General features: G+C 74.9%; 21 protein-coding genes. 13 read left to right on the forward strand and 8 right to left on the reverse strand.

The window, feature by feature from the left end; all coding sequences use genetic code 11:
* Positions 1 to 14: 14 nt before the first annotated feature.
* The gene (locus I4I81_RS09820) at positions 15 to 377 is read right to left on the reverse strand and encodes a hypothetical protein (RefSeq protein ID WP_218602754.1); all 363 of its coding nucleotides are present in this window, start codon (positions 375 to 377) and stop codon (positions 15 to 17) included.
* A gap of 52 nt (positions 378 to 429) precedes the next feature.
* Here I4I81_RS09820 and hrpB point away from each other — a divergent pair, with 52 nt between their 5' ends.
* A complete protein-coding gene (gene hrpB, locus I4I81_RS09825) occupies positions 430 to 2922 on the forward strand; it encodes an ATP-dependent helicase HrpB (RefSeq protein WP_218602755.1) in 2493 nt (830 codons plus the stop codon).
* Here hrpB and I4I81_RS09830 read toward each other — a convergent pair.
* Positions 2876 to 3043, reverse strand: a complete 168-nt coding sequence (locus I4I81_RS09830) for a hypothetical protein (RefSeq protein WP_218615991.1) — start codon at positions 3041 to 3043, stop codon at positions 2876 to 2878. The two genes, hrpB and I4I81_RS09830, sit on opposite strands and share 47 nt — an antisense overlap.
* 197 nt (positions 3044 to 3240) lie before the next feature.
* On the opposite strand from I4I81_RS09830, the gene I4I81_RS09835 reads away from it, so the two are divergent.
* Both I4I81_RS09835 and I4I81_RS09840 read left to right on the forward strand, forming a co-directional pair.
* Positions 3241 to 3645, forward strand: a complete 405-nt coding sequence (locus tag I4I81_RS09835) for a DUF6319 family protein (RefSeq protein ID WP_218602756.1) — start codon at positions 3241 to 3243, stop codon at positions 3643 to 3645.
* 11 nt (positions 3646 to 3656) lie between these two features.
* The gene (locus tag I4I81_RS09840; protein ID WP_218602757.1) at positions 3657 to 5072 is read left to right on the forward strand and encodes an SDR family NAD(P)-dependent oxidoreductase; all 1416 of its coding nucleotides are present in this window, start codon (positions 3657 to 3659) and stop codon (positions 5070 to 5072) included.
* Positions 5073 to 5079: 7 nt separating this feature from the next.
* Here I4I81_RS09840 and glgX read toward each other — a convergent pair whose 3' ends face one another.
* From glgX to I4I81_RS09855, 3 genes are all read right to left on the reverse strand, one after another.
* Entirely contained in the window at positions 5080 to 7188 is a 2109-nt protein-coding gene (gene glgX / locus I4I81_RS09845) for a glycogen debranching protein GlgX (RefSeq protein ID WP_218602758.1), read from the reverse strand.
* Between the two features lie 36 nt (positions 7189 to 7224).
* On the reverse strand, positions 7225 to 7923 hold the full coding sequence (locus tag I4I81_RS09850) for a DUF4333 domain-containing protein (protein ID WP_218615992.1): 699 nt from the start codon (positions 7921 to 7923) through the stop codon (positions 7225 to 7227).
* Positions 7924 to 8036: 113 nt separating this feature from the next.
* Entirely contained in the window at positions 8037 to 9173 is a 1137-nt protein-coding gene (locus I4I81_RS09855) for a CaiB/BaiF CoA transferase family protein (RefSeq protein WP_218604979.1), read from the reverse strand.
* A gap of 254 nt (positions 9174 to 9427) precedes the next feature.
* Between I4I81_RS09855 and I4I81_RS09860 the strand changes: the two genes are divergently transcribed.
* Positions 9428 to 10219 (forward strand): siderophore-interacting protein, encoded by a 792-nt coding sequence (locus tag I4I81_RS09860; protein WP_218604978.1) that lies wholly within the window; start codon positions 9428 to 9430, stop codon positions 10217 to 10219.
* 19 nt (positions 10220 to 10238) lie between these two features.
* On the opposite strand, the gene I4I81_RS09865 is transcribed toward I4I81_RS09860, so the two are convergent.
* Together I4I81_RS09865 and I4I81_RS09870 are read right to left on the reverse strand one after the other, a co-directional pair.
* On the reverse strand, positions 10239 to 12998 hold the full coding sequence (locus I4I81_RS09865) for an HAD-IB family hydrolase (protein WP_218604977.1): 2760 nt from the start codon (positions 12996 to 12998) through the stop codon (positions 10239 to 10241).
* Complete coding sequence (locus I4I81_RS09870; RefSeq protein ID WP_218604976.1) at positions 12985 to 15246, reverse strand: glycerol-3-phosphate 1-O-acyltransferase; 2262 nt, start codon at positions 15244 to 15246, stop codon at positions 12985 to 12987. The genes I4I81_RS09865 and I4I81_RS09870 overlap by 14 nt, the downstream gene beginning before the upstream one ends.
* Positions 15247 to 15440: 194 nt before the next feature.
* Between I4I81_RS09870 and I4I81_RS09875 the strand changes: the two genes are divergently transcribed.
* The 8 genes from I4I81_RS09875 to I4I81_RS09910 all read left to right on the forward strand — a co-directional run bounded on the left by I4I81_RS09875 (position 15441) and on the right by I4I81_RS09910 (position 23858).
* The gene (locus I4I81_RS09875; RefSeq protein WP_218615993.1) at positions 15441 to 17039 is read left to right on the forward strand and encodes an HNH endonuclease signature motif containing protein; all 1599 of its coding nucleotides are present in this window, start codon (positions 15441 to 15443) and stop codon (positions 17037 to 17039) included.
* Positions 17040 to 17220: 181 nt separating this feature from the next.
* Positions 17221 to 18327, forward strand: a complete 1107-nt coding sequence (locus tag I4I81_RS09880) for a glycosyltransferase (RefSeq protein WP_218603893.1) — start codon at positions 17221 to 17223, stop codon at positions 18325 to 18327.
* Positions 18324 to 19514: a GNAT family N-acetyltransferase gene (locus tag I4I81_RS09885; RefSeq protein ID WP_218603892.1), complete on the forward strand. Its 1191-nt coding sequence runs from the start codon at positions 18324 to 18326 to the stop codon at positions 19512 to 19514. The genes I4I81_RS09880 and I4I81_RS09885 overlap by 4 nt, the downstream gene beginning before the upstream one ends.
* A gap of 17 nt (positions 19515 to 19531) precedes the next feature.
* A complete protein-coding gene (kynA, locus tag I4I81_RS09890; RefSeq protein WP_218603891.1) occupies positions 19532 to 20380 on the forward strand; it encodes a tryptophan 2,3-dioxygenase in 849 nt (282 codons plus the stop codon).
* A complete protein-coding gene (locus I4I81_RS09895; RefSeq protein ID WP_218603890.1) occupies positions 20380 to 21588 on the forward strand; it encodes a kynureninase in 1209 nt (402 codons plus the stop codon). Before kynA ends, I4I81_RS09895 begins: the two co-directional genes overlap by 1 nt.
* Positions 21585 to 22106 (forward strand): MarR family winged helix-turn-helix transcriptional regulator, encoded by a 522-nt coding sequence (locus I4I81_RS09900; protein ID WP_226363858.1) that lies wholly within the window; start codon positions 21585 to 21587, stop codon positions 22104 to 22106. The genes I4I81_RS09895 and I4I81_RS09900 overlap by 4 nt, the downstream gene beginning before the upstream one ends.
* A 211-nt stretch (positions 22107 to 22317) precedes the next feature.
* Complete coding sequence (locus tag I4I81_RS09905; RefSeq protein ID WP_226363859.1) at positions 22318 to 23097, forward strand: SDR family NAD(P)-dependent oxidoreductase; 780 nt, start codon at positions 22318 to 22320, stop codon at positions 23095 to 23097.
* Positions 23094 to 23858, forward strand: coding sequence for a 5-formyltetrahydrofolate cyclo-ligase (locus I4I81_RS09910; RefSeq protein ID WP_218603888.1), 765 nt, complete (start codon positions 23094 to 23096; stop codon positions 23856 to 23858). The genes I4I81_RS09905 and I4I81_RS09910 overlap by 4 nt, the downstream gene beginning before the upstream one ends.
* Here I4I81_RS09910 and I4I81_RS09915 read toward each other — a convergent pair.
* Positions 23849 to 24586: a DUF3152 domain-containing protein gene (locus tag I4I81_RS09915; protein ID WP_218603887.1), complete on the reverse strand. Its 738-nt coding sequence runs from the start codon at positions 24584 to 24586 to the stop codon at positions 23849 to 23851. The two genes, I4I81_RS09910 and I4I81_RS09915, sit on opposite strands and share 10 nt — an antisense overlap.
* Positions 24587 to 24674: 88 nt before the next feature.
* Between I4I81_RS09915 and I4I81_RS09920 the strand changes: the two genes are divergently transcribed.
* Positions 24675 to 25304 carry a TVP38/TMEM64 family protein gene (locus tag I4I81_RS09920; RefSeq protein WP_218603886.1) on the forward strand — a complete coding sequence of 210 codons (630 nt, stop codon included), beginning with the start codon at positions 24675 to 24677 and terminating at the stop codon, positions 25302 to 25304.

Below are 25304 nucleotides of genomic sequence, written 5' to 3' on the forward strand. Positions count from 1 at the left end.
CGTGCCGGGCGTGATCAGCGGCGGGCGGCCAGCAGGCCGATCGCGTTGAGCGCACCCCAGCCCAGTCCGACGCCGATCGCCTTCTTCTTCGCGTCCCGGTCGTCGTTGGGCGACAGGGCGAAGGTGATCGCGTCGCCGAGGTCGCCGGCGATCCGGGCGGCGACGGCGAGCTGCAGCGCCGGGCCCGCGGGGGCGACGGCCATCGCGATGCCGTTGGCGAGGTCGCGGACGCCGACCGCGCGCACGAGGATCCCGACCGGGGCGGGCGGCTCGTCGCCCGAGAGGCCCGCGGGCTTCGCGAAGATCGCCGGCCGGACGAGCGTGGACAGGCCGTAGGCCGCGGTGAGCACGCCGAGCGTGCGGGGGAACCAGGTCATGGCCGGATCCTCGCAGCAGCCCCGGAACGCCGCTCGGGGAGACTGGCCGACGATGGACCTCCCCGATCTCCCCGTGCGGGCCGCACTCGACGAGATCACGGCGACGCTGGCCGCCCACGGCAGCACGGTGCTGGTCGCGCCCCCGGGCACCGGCAAGACGACGCTCGTGCCCCTCGCGCTGCTGGCGCTGGACGGCCGGGTGGTCGTCGCCGAGCCCCGCCGCCTCGCGGCCCGGGCCGCCGCCGCGCGGATGGCGCACCTGATCGGTGAACCGGTCGGCGGGACCGTCGGGTACTCGGTGCGCGGGGACTCCCGCACGTCCGCGCGGACCCGGATCGAGGTCGTCACGTCCGGGTTGCTGCTGCGCCGCCTGGCCGCCGACCCGGAGCTGACGGGCGTCGGCACAGTCCTGCTCGACGAGTGCCACGAGCGCCACCTCGACGCCGACCTGCTCCTCGCCCTCCTCCTCGACGCGCGCGACGGACTGCGCCCCGACCTGCGGCTGCTCGCGACCTCCGCGACGGTCGCGACCCCCCGCCTGGCCGAGCTGCTGGGGAACGCACCGGTGCTGCGGGTGGATGCGCGCACATTCCCCGTGACGGTCCGCCACGATCCCCCGCTGCGCGACGAACGGATCGAGGGCACCGTCGCCCGGGCCGTCCGGGCCGCCCTCGACGGCGGCGACGGCGACGTGCTCGCGTTCCTGCCGGGCGTCGCGGAGATCCGGCGGACCGCGAGCGCCCTGTCCGGTGTCGACGCCGACGTCCTCCCGCTGCACGGACGGCTGCCCGCGGCCGAGCAGGACGCCGCGCTGCGCATCGGCCCGCGCCGCCGGATCGTCCTGTCGACGGCGGTGGCCGAGTCGAGCCTGACCGTCCCCGGTGTGCGCGCGGTCGTCGACGCCGGGCTGGCCCGCACACCGCGGGTCGACCATCGACGCGGGCTGGCCGGGCTGGTCACCGTCCGGGTCTCCGACGCCGTGGCGCGGCAGCGCGCCGGGCGCGCGGGCCGCGAGGCGCCGGGGCGGGTGCACCGCTGCTGGCCCGAGGGGGAGCTGCTGCCCCGCTACCCCGAGCCGGAGATCCGCACCGCCGACCTCACCCGCCTGGCGCTGGACCTGGCCTGCTGGGGCACCCCCGACGGCAGCGGTCTGCGCTGGTGGGACGCTCCGCCGGAGGGTCCGCTGCACGCGGGGCAGGAGGTGCTGCGCGCGCTCGGCGCGGTGGCCGCGGACGGGACGGTCACCGACCGCGGCCGTCGGATGGCCGGGCTCGGCCTGCACCCCCGCCTGGCGCGGGCCCTGCTCGACGGGGCCGACCTGGTGGGTGACCGGACCGCGGCGGAGATCGTGGCGCTGCTCGACGACGACACCCTCGGTTCCGGGGCCGACGCCGACTCCGAGCTGCGCCGCCTGCGCTCCGGCTCCGCCCCCGGCAGCGAGCGGTGGCGCACGGAGGCGGCCCGCCTGCGCCGTCTGGTCACGCCCGGCCGCACGTCAGCGCCCTCACGGGGGCGCGGCGGTGCGGTGGATCACGATCATGCGGCGCTCGTCGTGGCGTTGGCCCACCCGGAGCGGCTCGCCCGACGCCGCGCCACGGCACCCACCGGCCCCCCGGCCCCCGGGCGCCGGCCCGAACGCGGGGCGCTGTACCTGATGGCGGGCGGCACGGCGGTCGCGCTCCCGCCGGGCAGCCCGCTGGCCGCGGCGGAGTGGCTGGCGGTCGCCGTCGCCGACCGGGCGCCGGGTGCGGAGAACGGCACCGTCCGCCTCGCCGCCGTGGCCGACCAGGAGCTCGCCGAGCTGGCGGCGCCTGCCCTGCTCGTCGAGGAGGACGAGGTCACCTGGCAGAAGGGCGACGTCACGGCCCGGCACGTCCGGCGCCTCGGTGCGATCGTCCTGCACGAGCGTCGGCTCGACCGCCCCGACCGCGACCTCGTCCGCGCCGCCCTCCTGCAGGGCCTGCGAGCGGAGGGTCTGGGCCTGCTGCGCTGGTCGGACGGGGCGAGGCGGCTGCGCGACCGGCTCGCCACCCTGCACCGGGTCATCGGCGACGCGTGGCCCGACGTGTCCGACGAGGCCCTGCTCGCCGACCCCGACCCGTGGTGGACGGGTCCGTTCGCGAGGGCCCGCTCCCGCGCCGACCTGGGCCGCATCGACGCCGGGCCGGTCCTGCGGTCGCGGCTGGACTGGCGCCACACCTCCACCCTCGACGAGCTGGCCCCGGAGCGGATCACGGTGCCGACCGGGTCGTCGATCACGCTCGACTGGTCCGGCGACCAGCCCGTCCTCGCCGTCCGGCTGCAGGAGTGCTTCGGCTGGACCGCCACCCCGACCGTCGCGGGCGGGCGGCTGCCGGTGGTCCTGCACCTGCTCTCCCCCGCCGGACGGCCGACCGCCGTCACCGCCGATCTCGCGTCGTTCTGGACGACCGGGTACCCGCAGGTGCGCTCCGAGCTGCGCGGTCGCTACCCGAAGCACCCCTGGCCCGAGGACCCGCTCAGCGCCGCACCGACCCGCCGTGCCGGTAGGCGTCCGCCGCGATGACCGCCTCGGCGTCCGCCCGCTCGTGGACCGCCTGCTCCTGCTCGGAGTCGGCGGCGTCCAGGGCCGGGCGCACGGTCCGCAGCAGCACCCCGGCCGAGCACGGCGATCCCGGCGATGTCACCCGCCAGCCCGGCCGCCGCGACGAAGACGACGATCAGCGCCGGCCCGGCGATCAGCGTGCGCTTGGCCCCGATCCGGCTGCAGCTCGTGACGCGGCAGCGTGCGACGGGGATCACTCCCCGAAGGCGCCAGGATCGAACAAGTGTTCTATCATCACCATGGATCGCCGACCGTCCACGAGAGGGAGTCCGACGCGAGATGAGCCCCGAGACCCAGCCCGTCCTCGAGACCGCTGCCGGCCCGGTCCCCACGGCCGACGCTCCCGCCGAGCCCGAGAAGCGGCGCCGCGGCCGGCCGAAGGGCTCCAGCTCCACCGCCCGCACCACGCGCGTGGTCGAGCTGACGCTCACGGTCAGCGGCACCGCCGACGGCGAGTGGCAGGCCGAGCTCAAGCAGGGCACCACCTGGCTCACCCGGGGTCTGCCGGTCAGCGCCGCCGCCGTGTCCCGCGCGGCCGCCGAGCTGCACGCCGAGGTCGCCGGACCGATCGACGCCGTGATCGGCGCGGCGCGCGAGCAGCGGGCAGCCCGCGTCGCGACGCTGGAGGCCGAGCTGGAGCAGGCGCGCAAGGCACTCGCCGAGATGGACGAGCCCGCCCCGTAACCTCTTCAGACGTGCCCATCGACCCCGCCGACCTGGAGACCTGCCTGCGGGTGCTCGACCAGGTCACCGACCTCGATCCCGAGCACCCCGACTCCGTCGCGATCCGGCGGGCGACGGCCGGGATCTGGAAGTCCGTCAAGCTCGCCCGCCGCCACGCCAAGCGCGACGCCGTGGCCGCCGCCGACGACGCCGTCACCGCGGCCACCGCCACCGGGGCGCCGGGGCGCATCGACGACGAGACCGCCGGGCTGCCGCTGGTCTCGAGCGCGGTCGGCGCGAGTGCGGGCACGCTGCTGCGCTCGCGGGCCTGCTACACCTGCAAGCGCCGGTTCACCGTCGTCGACGCCTTCTACCACCAGCTCTGCCCGCCGTGCGCCGCGCTGAACCACTCACGCCGCGACGCCCGCACCGACCTCACCGGCCGCCGCGCCCTGCTCACCGGGGGCCGCGCGAAGATCGGCATGTACATCGCGCTGCGGCTGCTCCGCGACGGCGCGCACACCACGATCACCACCCGCTTCCCGCACGACGCCGTGCGCCGCTTCTCCGCGATGGACGACAGTGCCGACTGGCTGCACCGGCTCCGCGTCGTCGGCGTCGACCTGCGCGACCCGGCGCAGGTGGTCGCGCTCGCCGACACCGTGGCTGCGCAGGGCCCGCTGGACATCCTGGTCAACAACGCCGCCCAGACCGTCCGCCGCTCCCCCGGCTCGTACTCCGCACTGGTCGAGGCCGAGCGCGCCGCGCTGCCGGAGACGCCGGTCGAGGTGATCACCTTCGACCACGTGAGCGACGCCCACCCGGCGGCGCTCGCGGGGAGCCTGGAGCAGCAGAACCCCCATGCCGTCACCGAGCTCGCGCTCGCGGCGCGGTCCGCGTCACCGGAGCGGATCGCCGCCGGCACCGCGATCGACGCAGGCGGCCTGCTGCCCGACACCGCGCCGGTGAACAGCTGGACCCAGCACGTCGACGAGATCGACCCCCTGGAGCTGCTCGAGGTGCAGCTGTGCAACCAGACCGCGCCGTTCATCCTGATCAGCCGCCTGCGCCCGGCGATGGCCGCCGCGGCCGCGCGCCGCAAGTACGTCGTGAACGTCAGCGCGATGGAGGGGCAGTTCAGCCGCGCGTACAAGGGGCCGGGCCACCCGCACACGAACATGGCCAAGGCCGCGCTGAACATGCTGACGCGTACCAGCTCCGGGGAGATGCTGGAGTCCGACGGCATCCTGATGACCGCCGTCGACACCGGCTGGATCACCGACGAGCGCCCGCACCCCACCAAGCTGCGCCTGGCCGAGGAGGGCTTCCACGCCCCCCTCGACCTGGTCGACGGCGCCGCGCGCGTCTATGACCCGATCGTCCGGGGCGAGGCGGGCGAGGACGTCCACGGGTGCTTCCTCAAGGACTACGCACCGACCAACTGGTGATCACGAATCAGTAGCGGCACTGCAGCACCTGCATCGCCCGCGCCGGGATCCGGACCCGACCCCCCGGCGACGGGTGGCGGCGCCGGGCGTTGGCCAGCAGCGGGTCGGCGGTGTCGACGACGACCTGCCACGCCCGCCCGTAGGACTCGTCGGGCAGCGTGAACTGGACCTGCTGGTGGTGGGCGTTGATCAGCAGCAGGAACGAGTCGTCGACGATCTGCTCGCCGAGGTCGTCGCGCTCGGGGATGCCCTTGCCGTTGAGGTACACCCCGATGCTGCGGGTGCCCGAGTTCCAGTCCTCGTCGGACATCTGCTGCCCGTCGGGCCGCAGCCACGCGATGTCCTCGATGCTGGACCCGGTGATCGCGCGCCCCTGGAAGAACCGCCTGCGCCGGAACACCGGGTGCGCCTGGCGGAGCTTCGCCACGCCCGCGGCGAACTCGGTGAGCACCTCGTGCTCGCGCGCGTCCTCCCAGTCGACCCAGGCGATCTCGGTGTCCTGGCAGTAGACGTTGTTGTTGCCGTGCTGGGTGCGGGAGAGCTCGTCGCCGTGGGAGATCATCGGGACGCCCTGGCTCAGCAGCAGGGTCGCGAGGAAGTTGCGCTTCTGCCGCTCGCGCAGCACGTTGACCTCGGCCGACTCGCTCGGCCCCTCCTCCCCGCAGTTCCACGAGCGGTTGTGGCTCTCGCCGTCGTTGTTGTCCTCGCCGTTGGCCTCGTTGTGCTTCTCGTTGTAGGACACGAGGTCGTTGAGCGTGAACCCGTCGTGCGCGGTGACGAAGTTGATCGAGGCGATGGGGCGGCGACTGTCGGCCTCGTAGAGGTCGGAGCTGCCGGTGAAGCGGGCCGCGAACTCGCCGATGCCGCCCGGCTCGCCGCGCCAGAAGTCGCGCACGGTGTCGCGGTAGCGGCCGTTCCACTCCGTCCACAGCGGCGGGAAGCCACCGACCTGATACCCGCCGTCGCCGACGTCCCAGGGCTCCGCGATCAGCTTGACCTGGCTGACGATCGGGTCCTGGTTGACGAGGTCGAAGAACGCGGAGAGGCGGTCGACCTGGTGGAACTCCCGGGCCAGCGACGACGCGAGGTCGAACCGGAACCCGTCGACGTGCATCTCGGTGACCCAGTAGCGCAGCGAGTCCATGATCAGCCGCAGCGACTCGTGGTGACGGACGTTGAGGCTGTTGCCGGTGCCGGTGGTGTCGAAGTAGTACTTCTCGTCACCGTCGACGAGGCGGTAGTACGCCTGGTTGTCGACACCGCGGAAGGACAGTGTCGGGCCGAGGTGGTTGCCCTCCGCGGTGTGGTTGTAGACGACGTCGAGGATCACCTCGATGCCCGCGCGGTGCAGCGAGCGCACCATCGTCTTGAACTCCTGCACCTGCTCGCCGCGGGTGCCGAAGCAGGCGTAGCCGTTGTGCGGGGCGAAGAAGCCGATGGTGTTGTAGCCCCAGTAGTTGCGCAGGCCCTTGTCGTCGAGCGTGGAGTCGTGCACGAACTGGTGCACCGGCATCAGCTCCAGCGCGGTCACCCCGAGGGACTGCAGGTGCCGGATCATCGCCGGGTGCGCGAGCCCCGCGTAGGTGCCGCGGACGTCGTCGGGGACGTCGGGGTGGCGCATCGTCATCCCCTTGACGTGCGCCTCGTAGATGACGGTCTCGTGGTACGGGATCTTCAGCGGGCGGTCGTCGGCCCAGTCGAAGTAGGGGTTCACGACCACCGAGGTGGCGGCGTACGGGGCGGAGTCGGCCTCGTTGTAGGAGTCCGGGTCGCCGAAGTGGTAGCCGAACAGGGCCTCGTCCCACGTGTTCTCCCCGTCGACGGCCTTCGCGTACGGGTCGAGCAGCAGCTTCGCCGGGTTGCAGCGCAGTCCGGACGCGGGATCGTGCGGGCCGTGCACGCGGTAGCCGTAGCGCTGGCCCGGGCCGCAGCGCGGGAGGTACCCGTGCCACACCAGCCCGTCGCGCTCGGGCAGCGCCAGCCGCGTCTCGACCCCGGCGTCGTCGACGAGGCACAGCTCGATGTGGTGGGCGACCTCCGAGAAGATCGCGAAGTTGGTGCCGCCACCGTCGTAGGTGGCACCGAGGGGATAGGGCTTACCGGGCCAGATGTGCACGAGGCATCCCACCACCGCGGCGCCTCCCGTGCTCGGTCAGAGGACCTCGTATGTGACGCTTCCCGCCTCGTCGACGGCGACGGTCAGCTCCGCGGTGAGCGAGGGGTCGGCGAGGTTCACGGCTCCGCAGGGGATCGGCGTGCCCACCGCGTTGACCAGGACCGTCCGGGCCTCCGGGCTGCAGAGGACGGTGATCTGCTCGCCGATGTCGGCGCTGAGCAGTGCCGCGGTGGCCTCCTCCAGGTCGGCGACGAGCAGCGTGCGGTCGTGGAAGATCGTCAGGTTGCCCTGGTCGTCGTTCTGCCGGACGGTGTAGCCGAGCGGCTGGCCGTCGAGCGTCGCGGTGCAGGTGGTGCTGGCACCCACGACGACGTCGATCGTCTCCGGGCAGGCCACGTCGACCGGCACGATCCCGACCTCCTCCTGCGTGACGCGGACGATCTCGCTGCGGACGTCGTCCACGTCCAGTCGGCTCGGCGCGAGCACGAGCACCACCGCGACGACACCGGCGCCGAGCAGGACCAGGACGCCGAGCACGACGCCGACGATCAGGCCCGTGCGGCGACGCGGTGGAGGTGGGGGCGCGGGCGGGCCCCACTGCTGCTGGGGCCGGAGGTTCTGGGCCGGCAGGTACTGGGCCGGCGGGTACTGGGCCGGCGGGTACTGGGCCGGCGGGTACTGGGCGGGGATCGGGGGTCCGGCGAAGTGCGGGACGACGGTGGTGGGCTCGTGCACGGTTGTCTCCTGGGGTCTCGGTGGTGGACCGAGACAAACACTCGTCGCCGGGCGCCCTCCCGAGAACCGTGCTCCCCCGCCGGCCGGGGGTCGTACCAGCACCACCTGCTCCGTCAGGCCTCCCCGTCGAGCCAGGCCAGGATCGCGGAAGTGTGCTCGCCGACGGCGGGGATCGGGTCGAGCCGCGGCGGGCGGCCGGGCAGCGTGATCGGCGGGAGCAGGGTGCGCACCGGCCCGCCCGGTGAGTCGACGGTCACCCAGCGGTCCCGGGCGGCGAGCTGCGGGTGCTCGAGCACCTCGGCGACCTCGCGGCGCCGCCCGTACGCGATCCGGGCCGCCGCGAGCCGGTCGACGAGCTCCGCACCGGTGAGGTCGGCGAGCACGGCGTCGATCTCGGCGTGCAGCGCGGGGCGGTGCTCGACGCGCCGCGCGCCGGTGTCGAAGCGCGGGTCGACGGCGAGCCCGGGCCGCGCGAGCACGCCCGCGCAGAACGCGACCCACTCCCGCTCGTTCTGTATCCCGAGGACGATCTCGACGCCGTCACCGGCCCGGAAGGTGCCGTACGGGGCGATCGCGGCGTGGCTGGTGCCGGTCCGCGGCGGCGGCGCCCCGGTGCCGGCGGTGTACTGCAGCGGGAACCCCATCCACTCGACGAGGGCGTCGAACAGGCTGATCTCCACATGCGTGCCCGCGCCGGTGCGCTCGCGGTCGTACAGGGCTGCGAGGATGCCGGAGAACGCGTACATCCCGGCCCCGATGTCGGCGGCCGGGATGCCTGCCTTCGCGGGCTCGTCCGCGGTGCCGGTCACGGAGACGAGCCCGGCCTCGGACTGGATCAGCAGGTCGTAGGCCTTCGCGTCGCGGTAGGGGCCGTCGGGGCCGTAGCCGGAGATCGAGCAGGTGATCAGCCGCGGGTACCGGGCGCGCAGGTGGTCGGCGCCCAGGCCGAGGCGCTCGGCGGCCCCGGGGGCGAAGTTCTGCACGAACACGTCGGCGCGCTCCAGCAGCCGGTGCACGGTGGCGGCGTCGGCCTTGAGGTCCACCGCCATCGACTCCTTCGACCGGTTCAGCCACACGAAGTGGCTCGACTGGCCGTGCACCGCGGTGTCGTAGGCCCGCGCGAAGTCACCCTCCCCGGGCCGCTCGACCTTGATGACGCGCGCACCCAGCTCCGCCAGTTGGCGCGTGGCGAACGGCGCGGCGACCGCCTGCTCGCAGGAGACGACCAGGATTCCGTCGAGTGGCAGCACGACCTCATTGTCCTCTCCGAGATGATCGACGGCAGGCGCAGGCAGCCGTTCGCCGACGCGGGTGAGCTGCTCGCGACCCACCTCGAGCGCCGGGGCCACGGCGCCCGGAGCGCTCGCCGCGGAGCCACCCGCGGCCACCGACGACGGGCTCGCCGGCTCCCCGTGCCCCCGGTCGACGACGCCGTGCGTGTGCAGCGACACTCGGAGATCGAGGAGTAAGGTCGTCCTTACTTCCAGCGAGTAGGAGATCCCGCGTGTACGGACGAGTGGAGCACGTCGAGCAGCTGACCCCGCACCTGGTGCGCATCGTGCTGGGAGGTGACGGCCTCGCCGGGTTCTCCGCGGGCGAGTTCACCGATCACTACGTCAAGCTGGCGTTCCCGCCACCGGACGCGCCGTACACGGTGCCGTTCGACCCCGCGGAGGTGCGCGCGACGCTGCCCCGCGAGCAGTGGCCGGTCCTGCGCACCTACACCGTGCGGTCCTGGGAGGACGGGAAGCTGACGATCGACTTCGTCGTGCACGGCGACACGGGTGTCGCGGGGCCGTGGGCGCGGTCCGCGCAACCCGGCGACCTGCTCGCCCTGAGCGGCCCGGGCGGCGCCTTCGCCCCCGACCCCGATGCCGACTGGCACCTGATGGCCGGCGACGAGAGCGCGCTACCCGCCATCACCTCGTCGCTGACGCGCGTGCCCGAGGGGAAGCCGGTGCACGTCTTCCTCGAAGCCGACGGTCCGTCCGACGAGCTCCCGCTGTCCTCACCCGGCGACCTCCACGTCACCTGGTTGCACCGCGAGGCCGACCCCACGGTTCCCGACCTGCTCCTGCGCGCCGTCGAGAAGCTGGAGTTCCCGCACGGGCGGGTGTGCGCGTTCGTGCACGGCGAGGCCGTCGCCACGCGGGCGCTGCGCAAGCACCTGCTCGGTGAGCGGAACGTGCCGCAGGGCGACCTGTCGGTGTCGGGCTACTGGCGACGCACCTTCACCGAGGACGGCTGGCGGTCCAGCAAGGCGGAGTGGAACCAGGCGGTAGAGCAGGACGTGTGACCCGCCGGCGTGTGACCGGCTAGCCGAGCGCGATCACCTCGGCCAGCCCCGCGCGGACCCCGTCGAGCAGCAGATCCGGCTCCGTGACGGCCGCGTCGTCGAGCACGATCCCGACGCACGCGGTGCCGTCGTGCGCCACCATCGTGACGGTCGCGGCGCACCCGGCCAGCGGCCCGAGCGGGTAGAGCCGGGTGACCCGGGACCCCGCGAACCACACCGGGTGTCCGATGCCGGGCACGGACGCCACCTGGACGTCGGCGCCGCCGAGGACGTCGGACGGTCCGGTCGACAGCAGCAGTTCCCGCACCGCACGGACCCGGGCGCCCGGGTCGGCGACGGTCAGCGGCGCCCGCACCACCGCCCCGGCGAGGCGTCCGTCGGCCCCGTCCTGCGTGCCGAGGCCGACCGGCAGCCCGAGCGCGACGGTCGTGTCGTCGACGTCGACCCCGAAGTGCCGGTGGTAGTCCCGCAGTGCACCGAGGACGGCGGCGAGGAACCCGTCGGTGGGTGACCCGCCAGCGGCCAGGGCCCCGGCCCGCAGGCCCGCGAGCGGCACCTCCAGCACCTCGACGCGGCGCACGCCACCCCGGCCGGCCAGCAGCGGGGCCCGGCGCGCCGCCGTGTCGACCGGCGGGGCGAGCACGCGGGCGACGGAGCGGACGAGCCCACCGACGGTGCCGACGGGGTGGGCCAGCACCTCGGCACCGAGCCGGGCCAGTGCTCCGGCCGCGGACGGCGCGGCGACGACGGGCGGCACCGGCGGTTCGGGGCGCTGCGGATCGTGTTCCGCGGAACGGTTGTGCAGCATCCCCATCAGCCGGACGGCGCCGACACCGTCGGTGACGCTGTGATGGATCTTCACGGCATAGCCAGCGGACCCGTCCGCCAGCCCGTCGACGAGCAGCGCCGCCCACAGCGGACGGGTGCGGTCGAGCGGCGCCGCCGCGAACCCCGCGACGGCGTCGAGGAGCTGGCGGTGCGTGCCCGGTGCGGGCAGCGTGATCCGGGTGACGTGGTGCTCGAGGTCGATCCCCTCGACCCCGGCCCACACCGGCGGCCCGGCGCCCAGTGCGGGCTCGGCGACGATCTGGCGCATCCGCGGCACCATCCGCGACGCCCACTCGTGCGCGGCGGCGAGCCGTCCGGGGTCGGGGGCGGGGTCGAGCAGCTCCAGCAGCGTCAACGTCGACCGGGCCGATCCGGTGCGCCACACCGTGGCGGCGTCGACGTCCATCTCGGCCGAGGTCTCCCAGGCCAGGGGCACGGCCACCGGCCCGCGCGGCCCGGTGGTCACCTCGACGGTGCCCCGCGACGCCCCGACCTCGCGCTGGTCGAGCACGTCGAGGTAGCCCGAGCGCACCTCCGCGACCCGCGCGTCGAGCTCGTCGGCCCGCCAACCGGAGGTGTCGACCGGCGGCAGGACCGTGACCTGCACCGTCCCCTCCCGGATCGTCGACGCCCCGCGCCACATGAGCTCGCCCGCGTTGTGGATGACGACGGGCACGACCGGGACCCCGGCCTGCATCGCGACGTGGAACGCGCCCTTCTTGAACGGCCCGAGCGCCGGGGTGACGCTGCGGGTGCCCTCCGGCGCGACGACCAGGGAGATCCCCTCGCGCAGCCGCTGGACCGCGGGCTCCAGCGCGGCCTTCGCGGCGGTGGTGTCGCCACGGTCGACGAACGCGACGTCGGCCAGCCGGAACGCCGCCCCGAACCCGGGAATGCTCGCGGCCTCCTTCTTCGCGACCGCGGTGAACCCGCCGCGGAGCAGCTTGGCGAGCACGATGACGTCGAGCTGGCTCTGGTGGTTGAACAGGAACACCGCGGGGCGGTGCGAGACGAGGTGCTCGGCGCCGTGCACGTCGAGCGTGACGCCGGCGAGCGCCGTGCCCAGGTCGCCGGCGAGGCTCAGCCCCAGGTCGACCGCGTCGCGCCGGCTGCCCTGGCCGAGCAGCTGGTTGACCGCACCGAGCGCGATGCCCGCGCCGAAGCCCCCGAGCGTGCCGCCGATGGCCCCGAGCGCCCGCACGATCTCCCGCGCCCCACCACGGCCACGTGAGCGGAACCGCGCCACCGGCCAGCCCTGCTCCGCGGCCTCGCGCGCCAGCCCGTCGCCCGGGTTGAGCGCGCGCGGGCGACCGACGGCGCCCAGGAACGGCACGTCCTCGTCACCGTTGGAGTAGGCGTAGCTGCGCTCCAGGTCGACGCCGTGCGGGGGCGCGAACTCCCGCACCGCCACGGCCTTCCCGGCCCGCCACAGCGGCGGGCCGCCGGGACGCCCGGTGCACAGCCCGTCGGCGAACTCGACGGGTGTGACGAGCACGTGCTCCACCCCCATCGCGCGCGCCGCGGGCTCCACCTGGAACCGGGTGGCGCTGGAGGCGAGCACGACGGTGTGCCCGGCGCGGCGGTGCGCCGCGACGAGCCGCCAGGCCTCCGGGAACAGCGACCCGGCGACGCCCTGGCGCCACAGCCGCTCCCCCAGCTCGGTCAGCTCGTCCTCGCTGCGCCCGGCCCACGCACGCATGCCGAGGACGAAGAACCGCTCGAAATCGTCCTCGGTCGTGAGCCCCCGCATGCCGATGAGCAGCATCCGGCCGAGGTCGACGGGCTCGACGTGCCCGGACCGCACGTGGTGGCGGGCGAACGCGCCGAGGGAGAACCCGTCGATCAGCGTGCCGTCGAAGTCGAAGAACGCGCCGATCTCCGGGCCCTGCGGCCCGGCCTCGACGTCGGCGATCAGGTCGGACTCGGTCCATGTGAGGTCAGGGTGCGACACCGACGACCTCCCGTCGCGACGCCGCGTCCAGCTCGTCGATCGTGATCACCCGTTCCAGCACGGCCCGCAGTCTGCTCGCCAGGTCGGCTCGGCGCAGACCCAGCTCCTCGCGACCCGGGTCGACCAGATCGAGGTTGCCCGCGAGGCGCAGCGCGCTGGCGAACAACTCCCGGGACAGCGACTCCGGCCCGTGCAGCCGGCCCTGCAGCAGCATCTGCTGCCCGACGCCGGTGCACTCGTCGAGGAACTCCTTCTCCACGATCGCGTTCCGCGGAACGCGGGCGGCGAGGCGCTCCGCCACGACGAGTTGCGCGTCGACGAAGGACCGCAGCACGCGGTGCGCCATGAGGAACGGGGCGCGGGCGAGCACTGTCCGCCCGTCCTGCGCGGTCTCCCACCCGGGGTCCAGCCGCTCGAGCTCGGCGGTGAGCCGGTCCCGGTAGGTGTCGCGGTCGGGGAAGAAGAACTCGAACTTCAGCAGGTCACGCAGGGTGAACGCGAAGTCCCACCGCTCCTCGGGCGGGCTGAGCAGCACCAACTCGGCGACCGCGCGGTCGACGAAGTGGTGGATGGCACTGTTGCGGTAGAACGCCGCGACGAGGTGCTGGCCCCGCTCGATCGCGTACACCGGCTCCTCCCCGCCCGCGTACGTCGTGACCACCCGGGACGCGGCGAGGGCGGCGAGAACGCCGCGGACCCCGGCGTCGGTGTCGAGTGCATCGCCGGAGTGGGGCAGGTCGCGGTCGAGCACGTACTCGCGGACCGGGGCGAGCACCCGGCGCACCTGACCGAGGGTGAGAGCACGGTCGCGGACCCCGAGCAGCGCGAGCGTGACCAGCGCCGTCGCCATGACCGGGGTGACGCGGTTGATCCCGACGGCCACCTCGAACGCGGCCTTCTGCAGCGCGAGGCGGCGGTCCGGCCCGGCGTCGAGGGCCGCGCGCAGCGAGATCGGCTCGGCGAACCGCACCTGTGCGGTGCCGATCTGGCTCAGCTGCGCCCGGGCGTAGCGGGCGAGCCAGGCGACGCCCTCGCCCTGCTTCGCGGCCCCGGCCTGCTCGGCGGCCATCGCGGCGACCTCGCGGAGCTGGTCGTAGGTGATCGAGACGGGGACCAGGTGGACGTCGGAGACGCGGCCGCGTTCGACGGCCTCGGCGACGTTGGCCAGCAGCCCGAACTTCGGCGGGCGCAGCTTGCCGGTGCGCGACCGGCCGCCCTCCATGTACCACTCCAGGTTGAAGCGCTTGGACAGCAGGAACCCGAAGTACTCGCGCACGGCGAGCTTGTAGACCTCGTCGTCGCCGAAGCTGCGGCGGATGAACACGACCCCGGCCCGCTTCGCGACCGGCCCGACCGGCCAGAACCGCAGATTCTCCCCGCCCAGGACGTGGTTGCGCGGGAAGTCGTGCTCGGCGAGGACGTCGGCGAGCAGCAGCGGGTCGGCGTAGGAGCGGTGACTCGGCAGGAACACGAGCGCGTCACGACGGTTGAGCTCGCGCAGGCGCTCCAGACCGGCGGTGTCGACCTGGACGTCCCACGCGCGGGCGTGCAGCGGGCGCAGCGCACCCGAGAGCAGGTCGACGGCCATCGGGCTCATCGATGCGACGAGCCCCTCCAGGTCGGAGTGGGCCCTGCCTGCCACCTCGACCTCGGGCAGCTCCAGGCGCTCGGCGAGCGCGGTGACCTCGCGGCGGAACGCCGGGTCGTCCTCGATCATCTCGACGATCTGCTTCGGCACCTTGTACCGGTCGCCCACCAGCGACCGCTCCGCCCGCTCCAGCGCCAGCGTGGCCTGGCCCGCGACGAACCGGCCCAGGTCACCGCCCCCGCCGTGCCGGGCCCGCAGCTCCGCGACGGTGGCCGGCTCGGCGACGACGACGGGCGCGCGGTCCGGCTCGCGTCGCGCGATCCGGGCCTGCTGACGCGCGGGCGGGCGGCGGGGGTCGGTGAGCGAGGCGAGATCGGCCCAGCGGACCCGGCGGACGCCGTTGCGCTCGCGGGGCAGCCAGGCGACGCGGGCCGCGGTGACCACCGTGGCGCCGTCGGCATCGGCGAGCGGACGGGTGAGCGCGGGGCCGTGCAGCGGCAGCACCTGCACCGGGTCGAGGCCGCTTTCCTGCGCCCAGCGCGAGATCAGGCCCCGCTCGACGTCGGTGGACGCCTGCACCAGCAGGATCGTCGACGCCCCGGAGTCCTCGGTCGCACCGACCGACGGTTGCACCGGCCCGGTCTCCGTCGCGAGTCCCATCCGCGCCCCTTCCGTACTGCGTTCCGACGCCGGCCCCGACGGTCGACCCCATCCTGTCTCATCCGGTGATCGGGGTCACCCACCGGTGATCATCGACGGGCGTTCCGCGGAACGACCCCGCCGTCGGGCCGAAAGTGTCGTACCCCCGTGGCACGGTCACGAACACATGTTCGACACCCGATCCGGAGGACGCCGTGCTCCAGCCCACCCGACCCACCCTGACCCTGCCCCAGCTCGAGGACGAGCTGCTCGGCCTGGCCGGGCACCTGGCCGCGGCCCAATACCGGTTCCTGAGCCTGCTCGCGGAGTTCGACGACCGGTCCGGCTGGGCCGGACCGGGGTTGCGGTCGTGCGCCCACTGGCTGACCTGGCGGATCGGGATGAGCCTGCGCACCGCGCACGAGCACGTGCGCGTGGCCCACGCACTGCGACGGCTGCCGCTCGTCGCCGAGGCGTTCGCCCAGGGCCGGATCTCCTACTCCAAGGTGCGGGCGATCACCCGCATCACCGTTCCCGCACCGGACGCCGCCCCACCCGATGCCGCCGCCCGGCCCGCCGCCACCGACTCCCCGGCCACCGACTCCCCTGCCACCGACTCCCCTGCGCCGGGCGACGAGACCGTCCGACCCGCGGCCCCTTCCCCCGACGGCCGGATAGCCGCCGACGATCAGGCCGGCTGGGCGACGCGCCCCCTCCGGGTACCCGGTGCGGACGCCGAGCGGACCCTGCTCAAGCTGGCCCTCGGCGGCACCGCCAGCCACGTCGAGACGATCGTCCGAGCCACCCGGCGGATCCAGGCCGATCCCGCCCGGCAGTCCGCACGCCGGTCCCTGGCCTGGCGGTGGGCCGACGACGGGTCGCTCGTCGTCACCGCCCGCCTCACCCCCGCCGACGGAGCGGCCCTGATCAGCGCTATCGACGCGACGACGGGCCCCGCTCCGGCACCCGTCCGCCGTCCCGTCCGGCCCTCACCGCCCGGCTGGCGGGAACGCGCGGAGTCGGAGTACCCCGGCGCCGCCACCGACCGCCTCGCCGCCCGCCGGGCCGACGCGCTGCTGTCGCTGGTCACGACCGCGACCGAGGCGGGGGTCGATGCCGACCCGGGCCCGACGCCGGCGGGCGCCCGGCCCTCGACGGTCCGGCGCAGCCGCACCGACGTCGTCGTGCTGATCGACGCCGCGGACGGGGATGCCGAGATCACCGGCGGCCCGGAGATCCCCCCGGCCACCGCCGAACGGCTGGCCTGCGACGCCCGGGCGCAGGTGTTGCTGAGGGACCGACGCCACAACCGGCTCTACCTCGGGCGGCGCCGGCGGCTGGCCTCCCCCGCCCAGATCGCCGCACTCACGGTCCGCGACGGTGGCCGGTGCCGATTCGCCGGATGCACGCAGAACCGGCACCTGCACGCCCACCACGTGGTGCACTGGCTACGGGCGGGCCGCACCGACCTCGACAACCTCGTCCTCCTGTGCGGCTTCCACCACACGCTGATCCACGAACGCGGCTTCGGCATCCGGAAGTCCGGGTCCGGGTGGGTGTCGCTGCGCCCCGACGGAACCCCCGTACCGACGGCAGGCGAACCGCTGGTGGGCGACGTCGAGAGCCTCATCGAGATGCAGGCCCGCGCGGACCTGCGGATCGATGCGCGCGGGCTCACCCCCAGCTGGGGCGGGGAGCCCCTCGACCGGCACGCGATCCTGGCGCAACTGCTGCCCCTGACCGTCGGAGCCGGGATCGACGACGACGCGGAACCGGCGGAGGACGTGTCGCCCGGGGAGGGGGTTGCGGCCTGATCGCACTGAACGGCACCGATCGCCGCAGACCGGGTCCTGTGCGGTGTTCCACGGAACGCCCCCGGCGCGGTCCGGTGGCCGGGCCGCCGGGAATCGGGTCGCACGAACGGGTGATCCGGACGGTAGGGTCGGCGGCCGTCATCGCCCCCGCGGGGGCGCCGCCGGAGAAGTCGGAGAGCCCGTGAAGGTTGCGCACCTGGTCCCCACCCTGCATCCCGGAGGGCCGGAGACCGGCCTCGTCGACCTGGCGGCCGCCGCGTCGCAGGCCGGGCTGGAGCTGATGGTCGTCGCGCTGTCGACGACGTCGGACACCACGCAGGTGAGCGCCCTGCGGCGGCTCGGGGTCCCGGTGGCGGAGCTCGGTCTCGCCCCCTACGACCCACGGTCGGCGGGCCGGGTGGCGCGGGCCCTGCGTGAGCGCGGCGCGGAGCTGATCCACACCCATCTGCCGCACGCCGACGTCGTGGGGGCCGCGGCGGCGCTCCGGATGCGGGTGCCGGTCGTGTCGACGCTGCACCACATCGAGAACGAGCCCGCCGACCGCCTCGACCGGCTGCGGCGCACCGCCCGGATCCTGGCGCGGCAGCGGTTCATGTCGCGCACGGTCGCGATCTCGCGGACCCAGCGCGAGTGGTACCGGGGGCTGGGCGGGCCGGCGGGCGACATCGTCGTGCTGCCCGACGGCGTGGTCGATCCCGCGCCGGTCGACGTGGCCGAGGGCGAGCGGGTGCGGGCGATCCTGGAGGTCGGTGACGGCGGGACGCTGGCCCTGTCGACGGCCCCGATGCGCCGAGACGCCGGTCACGAACTGCTCCTCGACGCCCTCGAGCTGATCCCGGTCGCCACCCCGCTGACGGTCGCCCTCGCCGGTGACGGCCCGCTGCGGCCGTGGCTGGAGTCGCGCGTGGCGGCCTCCGACACCCTGCGCGACCGCGTCCGGTTCGTGCACCGCGGCCAGGACGCCGCCACGCTGCTCGCCTCCGCCGACCTCGTCCTGCACACCAGCGCGTCGGGGGCGCTGCCCACCGCTCTGCTGCGGGCGATGGCGGCCGGCGTCCCGGCCGTCGCGACGCGCGTCGGCGGGGTCCCGGAGGTCGTCTCGGGCGACACGGGGGTGCTGGTGTCGCTGCAGCCCGGCCCCATCTCCGACGCGATCGTCGCGCTCGCGGCCGACCCGGCGCGGCGCGAGCGCCTCGGCGCGGCCGCCCGGCGGCGCTACCTCGCCGAGTTCGAGGCCGTCGGCTGGGCCCAGCGGTTGCGCACGCTCTACGACGGGGTGCTCGCGTGACGGTCGCCCTGCACCGGGCCACCGCCGACGACCTGCCGGCGATGGCCACCACCGACGGGCGCGCGTTCGGGATCGACTACTCCGAGCAGGACCTCACCGACCTCCGCCTGATCCTGGACCCGGACCGGTTCGTCCTGGCCCGCGACGGCGGCGGCGGCGAGGTCGTCGGGGTCGCCGGGTCGTTCCCGTTCGAGATCACCCCTCCCGGCGGGGTCCCGATCACCGCGGAGGGGGTCACCTGGGTCTCTGTGGCCGCCACCCACCGCCGCCGCGGGATCCTGCGCTCGATGATGGGCGAGCTCCACTCCGGCTACGCGGGCGCCGGCACACCGCTGGCCGTGCTCGCCGCGAGCGAGGGCGGCATCTACGGCCGCTTCGGCTACGGCGTCGCCACCGCCTCGCGGGACGTCGAGATCGACCGGGCCCGCGCGGTGCTGCGCGCCGACGTCCCCGATCCGGCAGGCGTGCGCTTCGCCGACACCGAGGAGGTGCGCGAGCGGGTCCCGGCCATCCACCGCCGCTGGTGCGCCGTCCAGCCGGGCGCGTTGTCGCGCCCTCCGCGGTGGTGGGAGTTCGCCCTGCTCGACCGGCCGCACCAGCGCCGCGGCGGTACCTCCCGGTTCCACCTGCTGCACGCCGACGGCTACGTGGGGTACCGGTTGGATTCCGGGGTCTGCCGGGTCGTCGACTTCTTCGCCGTCACCGAGGAGGCCCGCCTCGCCCTGTGGCGGGTGCTGCTGAGGATGGACCTCGTCAGGACCATCACCACCGAGGCCGTCGCCGACGACGACCCGCTGCGCTGGCTGCTCACCGACGCCCGGGCCGTGCGCACCACCGGCGTCGCCGACGGCGTGTGGGCGCGCGTCCTGGACACCCCGGCCGTGCTCGCCGCCCGCCGCTACGCCGTCGAGGTCGACGTGGTGCTGCAGGTCGACGACCCCGACGGGTACGCGGGCGGGCGGTTCCGGGTGCGCGGCGGCCCGGATGGCGCCGAGTGTGCCCCCACCGAGGCCGCGGCCGACCTATGTCTGGACGTCCCCGCCCTGGGCGCGGTCGCGTTCGGCGGAACGCGGGCGCACACGCTGGCCCGCGCCGGACGGCTCTCCGCCGACGCCCCCGAGGTACTGGGCCGGTTCGACGCCGCCTGCGCCGCGGATCGCGAGCCGTACGCCGGAACCCACTTCTGACCTGCGAGAGTGGGGTGATGGACGAGACCGGCACGCGACCGCTCGAGGACGGGCTGGTCAGCGACTTCGCCCGCAACCTGTCCTACGGCGCCTACCTGCACCTTCCCGAGCTGCTGTCGGCCCAGCACCCGGTGAGCCGTCCCGAGCACCACGACGAGCTGCTGTTCATCGTGCAGCACCAGACCTCCGAGCTGTGGCTCAAGCTCGTGCTGCACGAGCTGCGCGCCGTCTGCACCCAGCTCGCCGCCGACGACCTGCGGCCCGCGCTGAAGGGGCTCGCCCGCGTCAAGCACATCCAGCGCCAGCTCACCGAGCAGTGGTCGGTGCTGGCCACGCTGACGCCGTCGGAGTACTCCCAGTTCCGAAGCTTCCTCGGCACGTCCTCGGGGTTCCAGTCGTTCCAGTACCGGGCCGTGGAGTTCGCGCTCGGCAACAAGGACGCCGCGATGCTCGACTTCTTCGACGACGACCCCGACGCCCGCGCACTGCTCGCCGACCAGCTCGCCCGCCCGAGCCTCTACGACGAGTTCCTGCGCCTGCTCGCCCGCGCCGGCCACGACGTCCCGGCGGCGCTGCTGGAGCGCGACGTCACCCGGGCGCACGTGTTCACCCCGGACCTGGTGCCCGTGTTCCGCACGATCTACGAGGACTCGACCCGGTACTGGGAGGCCTACGAGGCGTGCGAGGAGCTCGTGGACCTGGAGGAGAACGTGCAGCTGTGGAGGTTCCGGCACCTCAAGACCGTCGAGCGGGTGATCGGGTTCAAGCGCGGGACGGGCGGGTCGAGCGGGGTCGGGTTCCTGCGCAAGGCCCTGGACCTGACGTTCTTCCCCGAGCTGTTCGCGGTGCGGACGGAGATCGGCTGATGCGGGACCGCGCGCGGGAGCTCGACGCCGCCGATCCACTGGCGCCGCTGCGCGACCGGTTCCTCCCCGCCCCCGGCGTCGTCGCCTACCTGGACGGCAACTCGCTCGGCCGCCCCGTCGCCGGCGTCCCCGACCGGCTCGACGCCTTCGTCCGCGAGGAGTGGGCGGGACGGCTGATCCGCGGGTGGACGGATGGCTGGATGGGGTGGCCGGAGCAGGTCGGCGACCGGATCGCGGCCGCGGCCCTGGGCGCCGCCCCGGGCCAGACCGTCCTCGCCGATTCCACGACGGTGCTGCTCTACAAGCTGCTCCGCGCCGCCGTCGACCTCGACCCCGGCCGCCGCGAGATCGTGCTCGACACCGACAACTTCCCCACCGACCGCTACGTCGCCGAGGGCATCGCCGCCGAGCGCGGCGCGCGGCTGCGCTGGATCGAGACCGACCCGGCCGCCGGGATCACCGCGGAGCAGGTCGCCGCCGCCGTCGGACCGGGCACCGGGGTGGTGCTGCTGAGCCATGTCGCGTACCGGTCGGGGTGGATCGCCGACGCCGCCGCGATCACCGCGATCGCCCACGACGCCGGCGCGCCGGTCCTCTGGGACCTGAGCCACTCCGTCGGCTCGGTGGAGCTGGAGCTGGACGCGTGGGGCGTCGACCTCGCAGTGGGCTGCACCTACAAGTACCTCAACGGCGGCCCGGGCTCCCCCGCGTTCGGCTACGTCCGCAGCGGCCTGCACGACCGGCTCCGCCAGCCGGTCCAGGGCTGGATGGGCCGCCACGACCCGTTCGAGATGGGCCCCGGCTACACCCCGGCCGCTGGCGTGCGCGGGATCGTCAGCGGCACTCCCCCGATCCTCGCCGCCGTGCCGCTCCTGGCCGGGCTGGAGCTGCTGGAGGAGGCCGGGATCGCCGCGGTGCGGGCCAAGTCGCGGGCGCTCACGGCGTACGCACTCGAGCTCGTCGACGCCTGGCTGCCCGACGTCGAGCTGGTCTCCCCGCGCGATCCCGACCGCCGCGGCGGGCACCTCACGATCCGCCGCCCCGGGTTCCGCGACGTCCTCGACGCCCTGTGGAAGCGCGGCGTGATCCCCGACTACCGCGAGCCCGACGGCATCCGGCTCGGCCTCGCGCCGCTGTCGACGAGCTTCACCGAGGTGCACGACGGGCTCACGGTCCTGCGAGAACTCCTCGTGGGGGAGCTCCGGTGAGCGAACCCGACTTCTGGTCCTTCGTCGACGTCGCCGTCGACCGCGCCGCGGAGCGCCTGCCCGGTCTCGACGCGGGCGCGATGCGGCTGGTGCTGAGCCTGTACCGGGCGTCGAACGCGCTGGTCTACGACCTGGAGTCGGCCGTGCACCGCCCGCGCGGCTGGTCCTGGCCGGGGTTCCGGGTGCTGTTCGTGCTGTGGACGACGGGCGAGCCGCTGGAGGCCTCGCGGGTGGCCCAGCTGTCGGGGATGAGCCGGGCCGCGGTGTCGGCGCTGGTCAACACGCTCGTGCGCGACGGGCTGGTGTCGCGGCGCACGGCCGAGCGCGACCGTCGGGCCGTCGAGCTGACGCTGACGCCGACCGGCGAGCACGCCCTGACCGAGGCGTTCACCGCGCACCACGAGCGCGAGCGGAGCTGGGCGTCCGCCCTCACCACCGAGGAGGCCGCCACCCTCACCGGCCTGCTGCAGAAGCTGATGGCCGGCGACGTGGCGGCGGCGGCGAACCGGCGGCGGTGACCCCGGTCCCCGGGCCGCGTTCCGGCGCACCCCGAACGGGTGGCTGCCCGAGCTCGCCGGGGCCGTGTTGACCGACGTCCTCGACCCCACCGCCGCCCCCGTCCGGGTGGGGAAGGACGGCTCGGCGCCGGTGGCGCTCGGCCCGTACGGCTGTCGGTGGCTGCGCACCGGATGAGAGGGTGTACCCGTGGGTAACCCAGGAGTGGCTACGGTGGCGGTGGTGACGGGCGCGGCCCGTGGGTTCGGGCGCGAGATCGCACGGCGGCTGGTGGCCCGCGGGCACCGGGTGGTGATCACCGACCTGGACGAGGCCGCCGTCGCCGCCACGGCCGCCGAGCTGGGCGCGACCGGGATCGCCGCGGACGCGCGGATCGCCGCCGACCACGCCCGCGTCGCCGCCGCCGCGGTCGAGCTCGGGACCGTCGGCGTGTGGGTCAACAACGCCGGCGTGCTCAAGGCGGGCAAGGTCTGGGAGCACTCCGACGACGACATCGCACTGATGATCGACGCCAACGTCCACGGCGTCATCCACGGGTCCCGCGCCGCGATCGGCGTGATGCGCAGGCGCGGCGGGCACCTGCTCAACATCGCGTCCATGTCGGCGCACGGCCCGGTCCCGGGGCTCGCGGTCTACGCGGCGTCGAAGTCGGCGGTGCTGAACTTCACCACCAGCCTGCAGGGCGACCTCGATCTCGACGGCATCCCGATCCGGGCCCACGCGCTGTGCCCCGACGCCGCCGACACCGCGCTCGTCCGCGCCGAGCAGGGCCACCGCGACACCGCGATCCTGCACTCGCAGAAGACCCTCCTCACCCCCGGGGCCGTCGCCGACGCCGCGATGGGCCTGCTCGACGGCAAGCGGCTGGTGCTCTCGCTCCCGCTGCGCCGCGCGGTGATGGCCCGCTCCGGGTCCGTGCTGCCCAGCGTCGCGCTGCCGGTGCTGGCGCGGATGCGGGCGCAGGGCGAGCAGCGCCGCGTCGCGGGGTCGTGAGCACCCGCCACGATCACGACGCGGGCGGCGACCCCGACCTGCTCGCGGCCAAGGCCGCGCTGCGCGAGGAGGTGTGGACCGCACTGGTCGACGGCGGCGTGTCCCGCTTCCCCGGAGCCCGCAACCGGATCTCCAACTTCACCGGCTCCGAGGCCGCGGCCCAGCGCCTGCGCGGGACCGACGCGTGGGCCGCGGCGCGGACGGTCAAGGCCAACCCCGACTCCGCGCAGCTCCCCGTCCGGCAGCGCGCGCTGGAGGACGGACGCACCGTCTACATGGCGGTGCCGCGCCTGGCCGAGGCCGACCCGTTCTTCCTGCTCGACCCCGACCACCTCGCCGACCCGCCGCGGAGGGCCGCCTCCATCGCCGGGGCCACCCGCTCGGCGCGGCGGGTCGCGGTGGCCGATCTCGAGCCGGTCGACCTCGTCGTCACCGGCTGCGTCGCCGTCGGTGAGGACGGGGCCCGGCTCGGCAAGGGCGGGGGGTTCGCCGACCTCGAGTTCGCGCTCGCCAGCGCCGCCGGTCTGATCGGTCCGCACACCCTCGTCGTCACGACGGTGCACGAGCTGCAGGTCCGCCCGGCGGGGACGATCCCGACCGCGGGCCACGACGCCCCCGTCGACCTCGTCGTCACACCCGACCGGATCGTCGACTGCCGCGGCCGCCGCGCCGAGCGCCCCACCGGCGGCATCCGCTGGTCGGAGCTCACCGAGGCCAAGATCGCGGCGATCCCGCTGCTCGGACGCCTGCGTCAGGGGTAGGGCCAGGGGTTCGGCGCGCACGGCGGCACGCCCTTGGTCTGCTGCTGCATCACCGGCGCGGGAGCACCCGGCGCCGGGCACGACTCGTGCCCGTGCCCCAGCACGTGCCCGACCTCGTGGTTGACGACGTAGTGCCGGTAGCCGGTGCGGTCGTCGCCGTAGTCGGGATGGGCCAGGACCCAGCGGTGGAACGTGATCACCGCGCGCGGACCGGAACGGCACGACAGCTTCCCGTAGGTGACGAGCGGGCGGCACAGGGCGGCCGAGGTGTCCGGGCTCGCGAGCACCACGACGATCTCGGCGTCGCCGTCGGTGCGGGCGAACGTCATCGCCCCGTCGCGACCCCAGCCGCGCTGGTCGTTCAGCGTGGCGAGGACGAACCCCGCGAACACCGCCCCGTCGACGGGCAGCCCGCCCTCGACCTCGACGCGCACCGTCCGGACCGGCCCGGCCCCGGGGGCCGCCGCCGAACCCGCGACGACGGCCGTCGCCCCCGTCCCGACCTGCGGCACCACGGCCTCCAGGATCCCGGCGGCGGCATCGGCAGGCGGCACGGCCGGGGACGGCGCCTCCGTCGAGGCGGCCTCCACCGGGGAGGCGGCCACCGGGGAGGCTGACACCGGCGGCGGGGTCGGTCCGGGCGGCGCGTCCGGCAGGACCCCGGGCACGGCGAGCAGGCCCGCGCCGAGGGCGACGGCCAGCGCGACCAGCGGGGCACGGCGCAGCACCCGATCAGGGTCGCACGCGCTGCGGCGGTTCGACAGGACGTGCACCCGACCCGGGCCTTACCGTGGCGCGAGGTCGAGGAGGTGTCCGGTGCGTCGATGGTGGAAGCCCGCCCTGCTCGCTGCCATCGTCGTGGCCGCCGTCGTCGTGGCGCTGACGGTCGGGGTGCCCCCGATCCCGGAGGTCCGTGCGGCCGTCGCCGGTGCCGGGTGGGCCGGCCCGGTCCTGTTCGCCGGGCTCTACGCGGGCCTGTCGTTGACGCCGGTGCCCGCGACCGTCCTGAGCATCGCCGCCGGGGTGCTGTTCGGGTGGGCCGTCGGCGTGCCGGTCGTGATGGCGGGGGCGTTCACCGGCGCGGCGATCGGGTTCCTGCTCGCCCGCCACCTGGGCCGCACCGCGCTCGACGGCGTCGGCGGCGAACGCCTCGCCCGCCTCGACGCGTTCCTGCGCCGCCGCGGGCTGGTCGCGGTCCTGGTCATCCGGATGGTCCCGATCCTGCCGTTCGCGGTGATCAACATGGCGTGCGGGCTGTCGGCGCTGCGCACCCGGGACTACCTGGTCGGCAGCGGGCTCGGGATGCTCCCGGCCGTCACCGCCTTCGTCGGCATCGGCGCGTACGGCACCGAGCCGGGCTCGCTGCCGTTCCTGGTCTCCGCGGGCGGGCTGGCCCTGCTGCTGGTGGGCGGCGCCGTGCTCGCGCGACGGCGCCGCCTGGCCTGA

The sequence above is a fragment of the Pseudonocardia abyssalis genome (genome assembly GCF_019263705.2).
In the GTDB taxonomy this organism is placed as follows: Bacteria; Actinomycetota; Actinomycetes; order Mycobacteriales; family Pseudonocardiaceae; genus Pseudonocardia; species Pseudonocardia abyssalis.

What these genes read in the sequence shown, in the direction of transcription:
- kynA (WP_218603891.1), top strand. Translation starts at nt 19,532, where the DNA reads ATGGACGAGACCGGCACGCGACCGCTCGAGGACGGGCTGGTCAGCGAC.
- I4I81_RS09895 (WP_218603890.1), top strand. Translation starts at nt 20,380, where the DNA reads ATGCGGGACCGCGCGCGGGAGCTCGACGCCGCCGATCCACTGGCGCCG.
- I4I81_RS09870 (WP_218604976.1), bottom strand. Translation starts at nt 15,246, where the DNA reads ATGGGACTCGCGACGGAGACCGGGCCGGTGCAACCGTCGGTCGGTGCG.
- hrpB (WP_218602755.1), top strand. Translation starts at nt 430, where the DNA reads ATGGACCTCCCCGATCTCCCCGTGCGGGCCGCACTCGACGAGATCACG.
- I4I81_RS09835 (WP_218602756.1), top strand. Translation starts at nt 3,241, where the DNA reads ATGAGCCCCGAGACCCAGCCCGTCCTCGAGACCGCTGCCGGCCCGGTC.
- I4I81_RS09820 (WP_218602754.1), bottom strand. Translation starts at nt 377, where the DNA reads ATGACCTGGTTCCCCCGCACGCTCGGCGTGCTCACCGCGGCCTACGGC.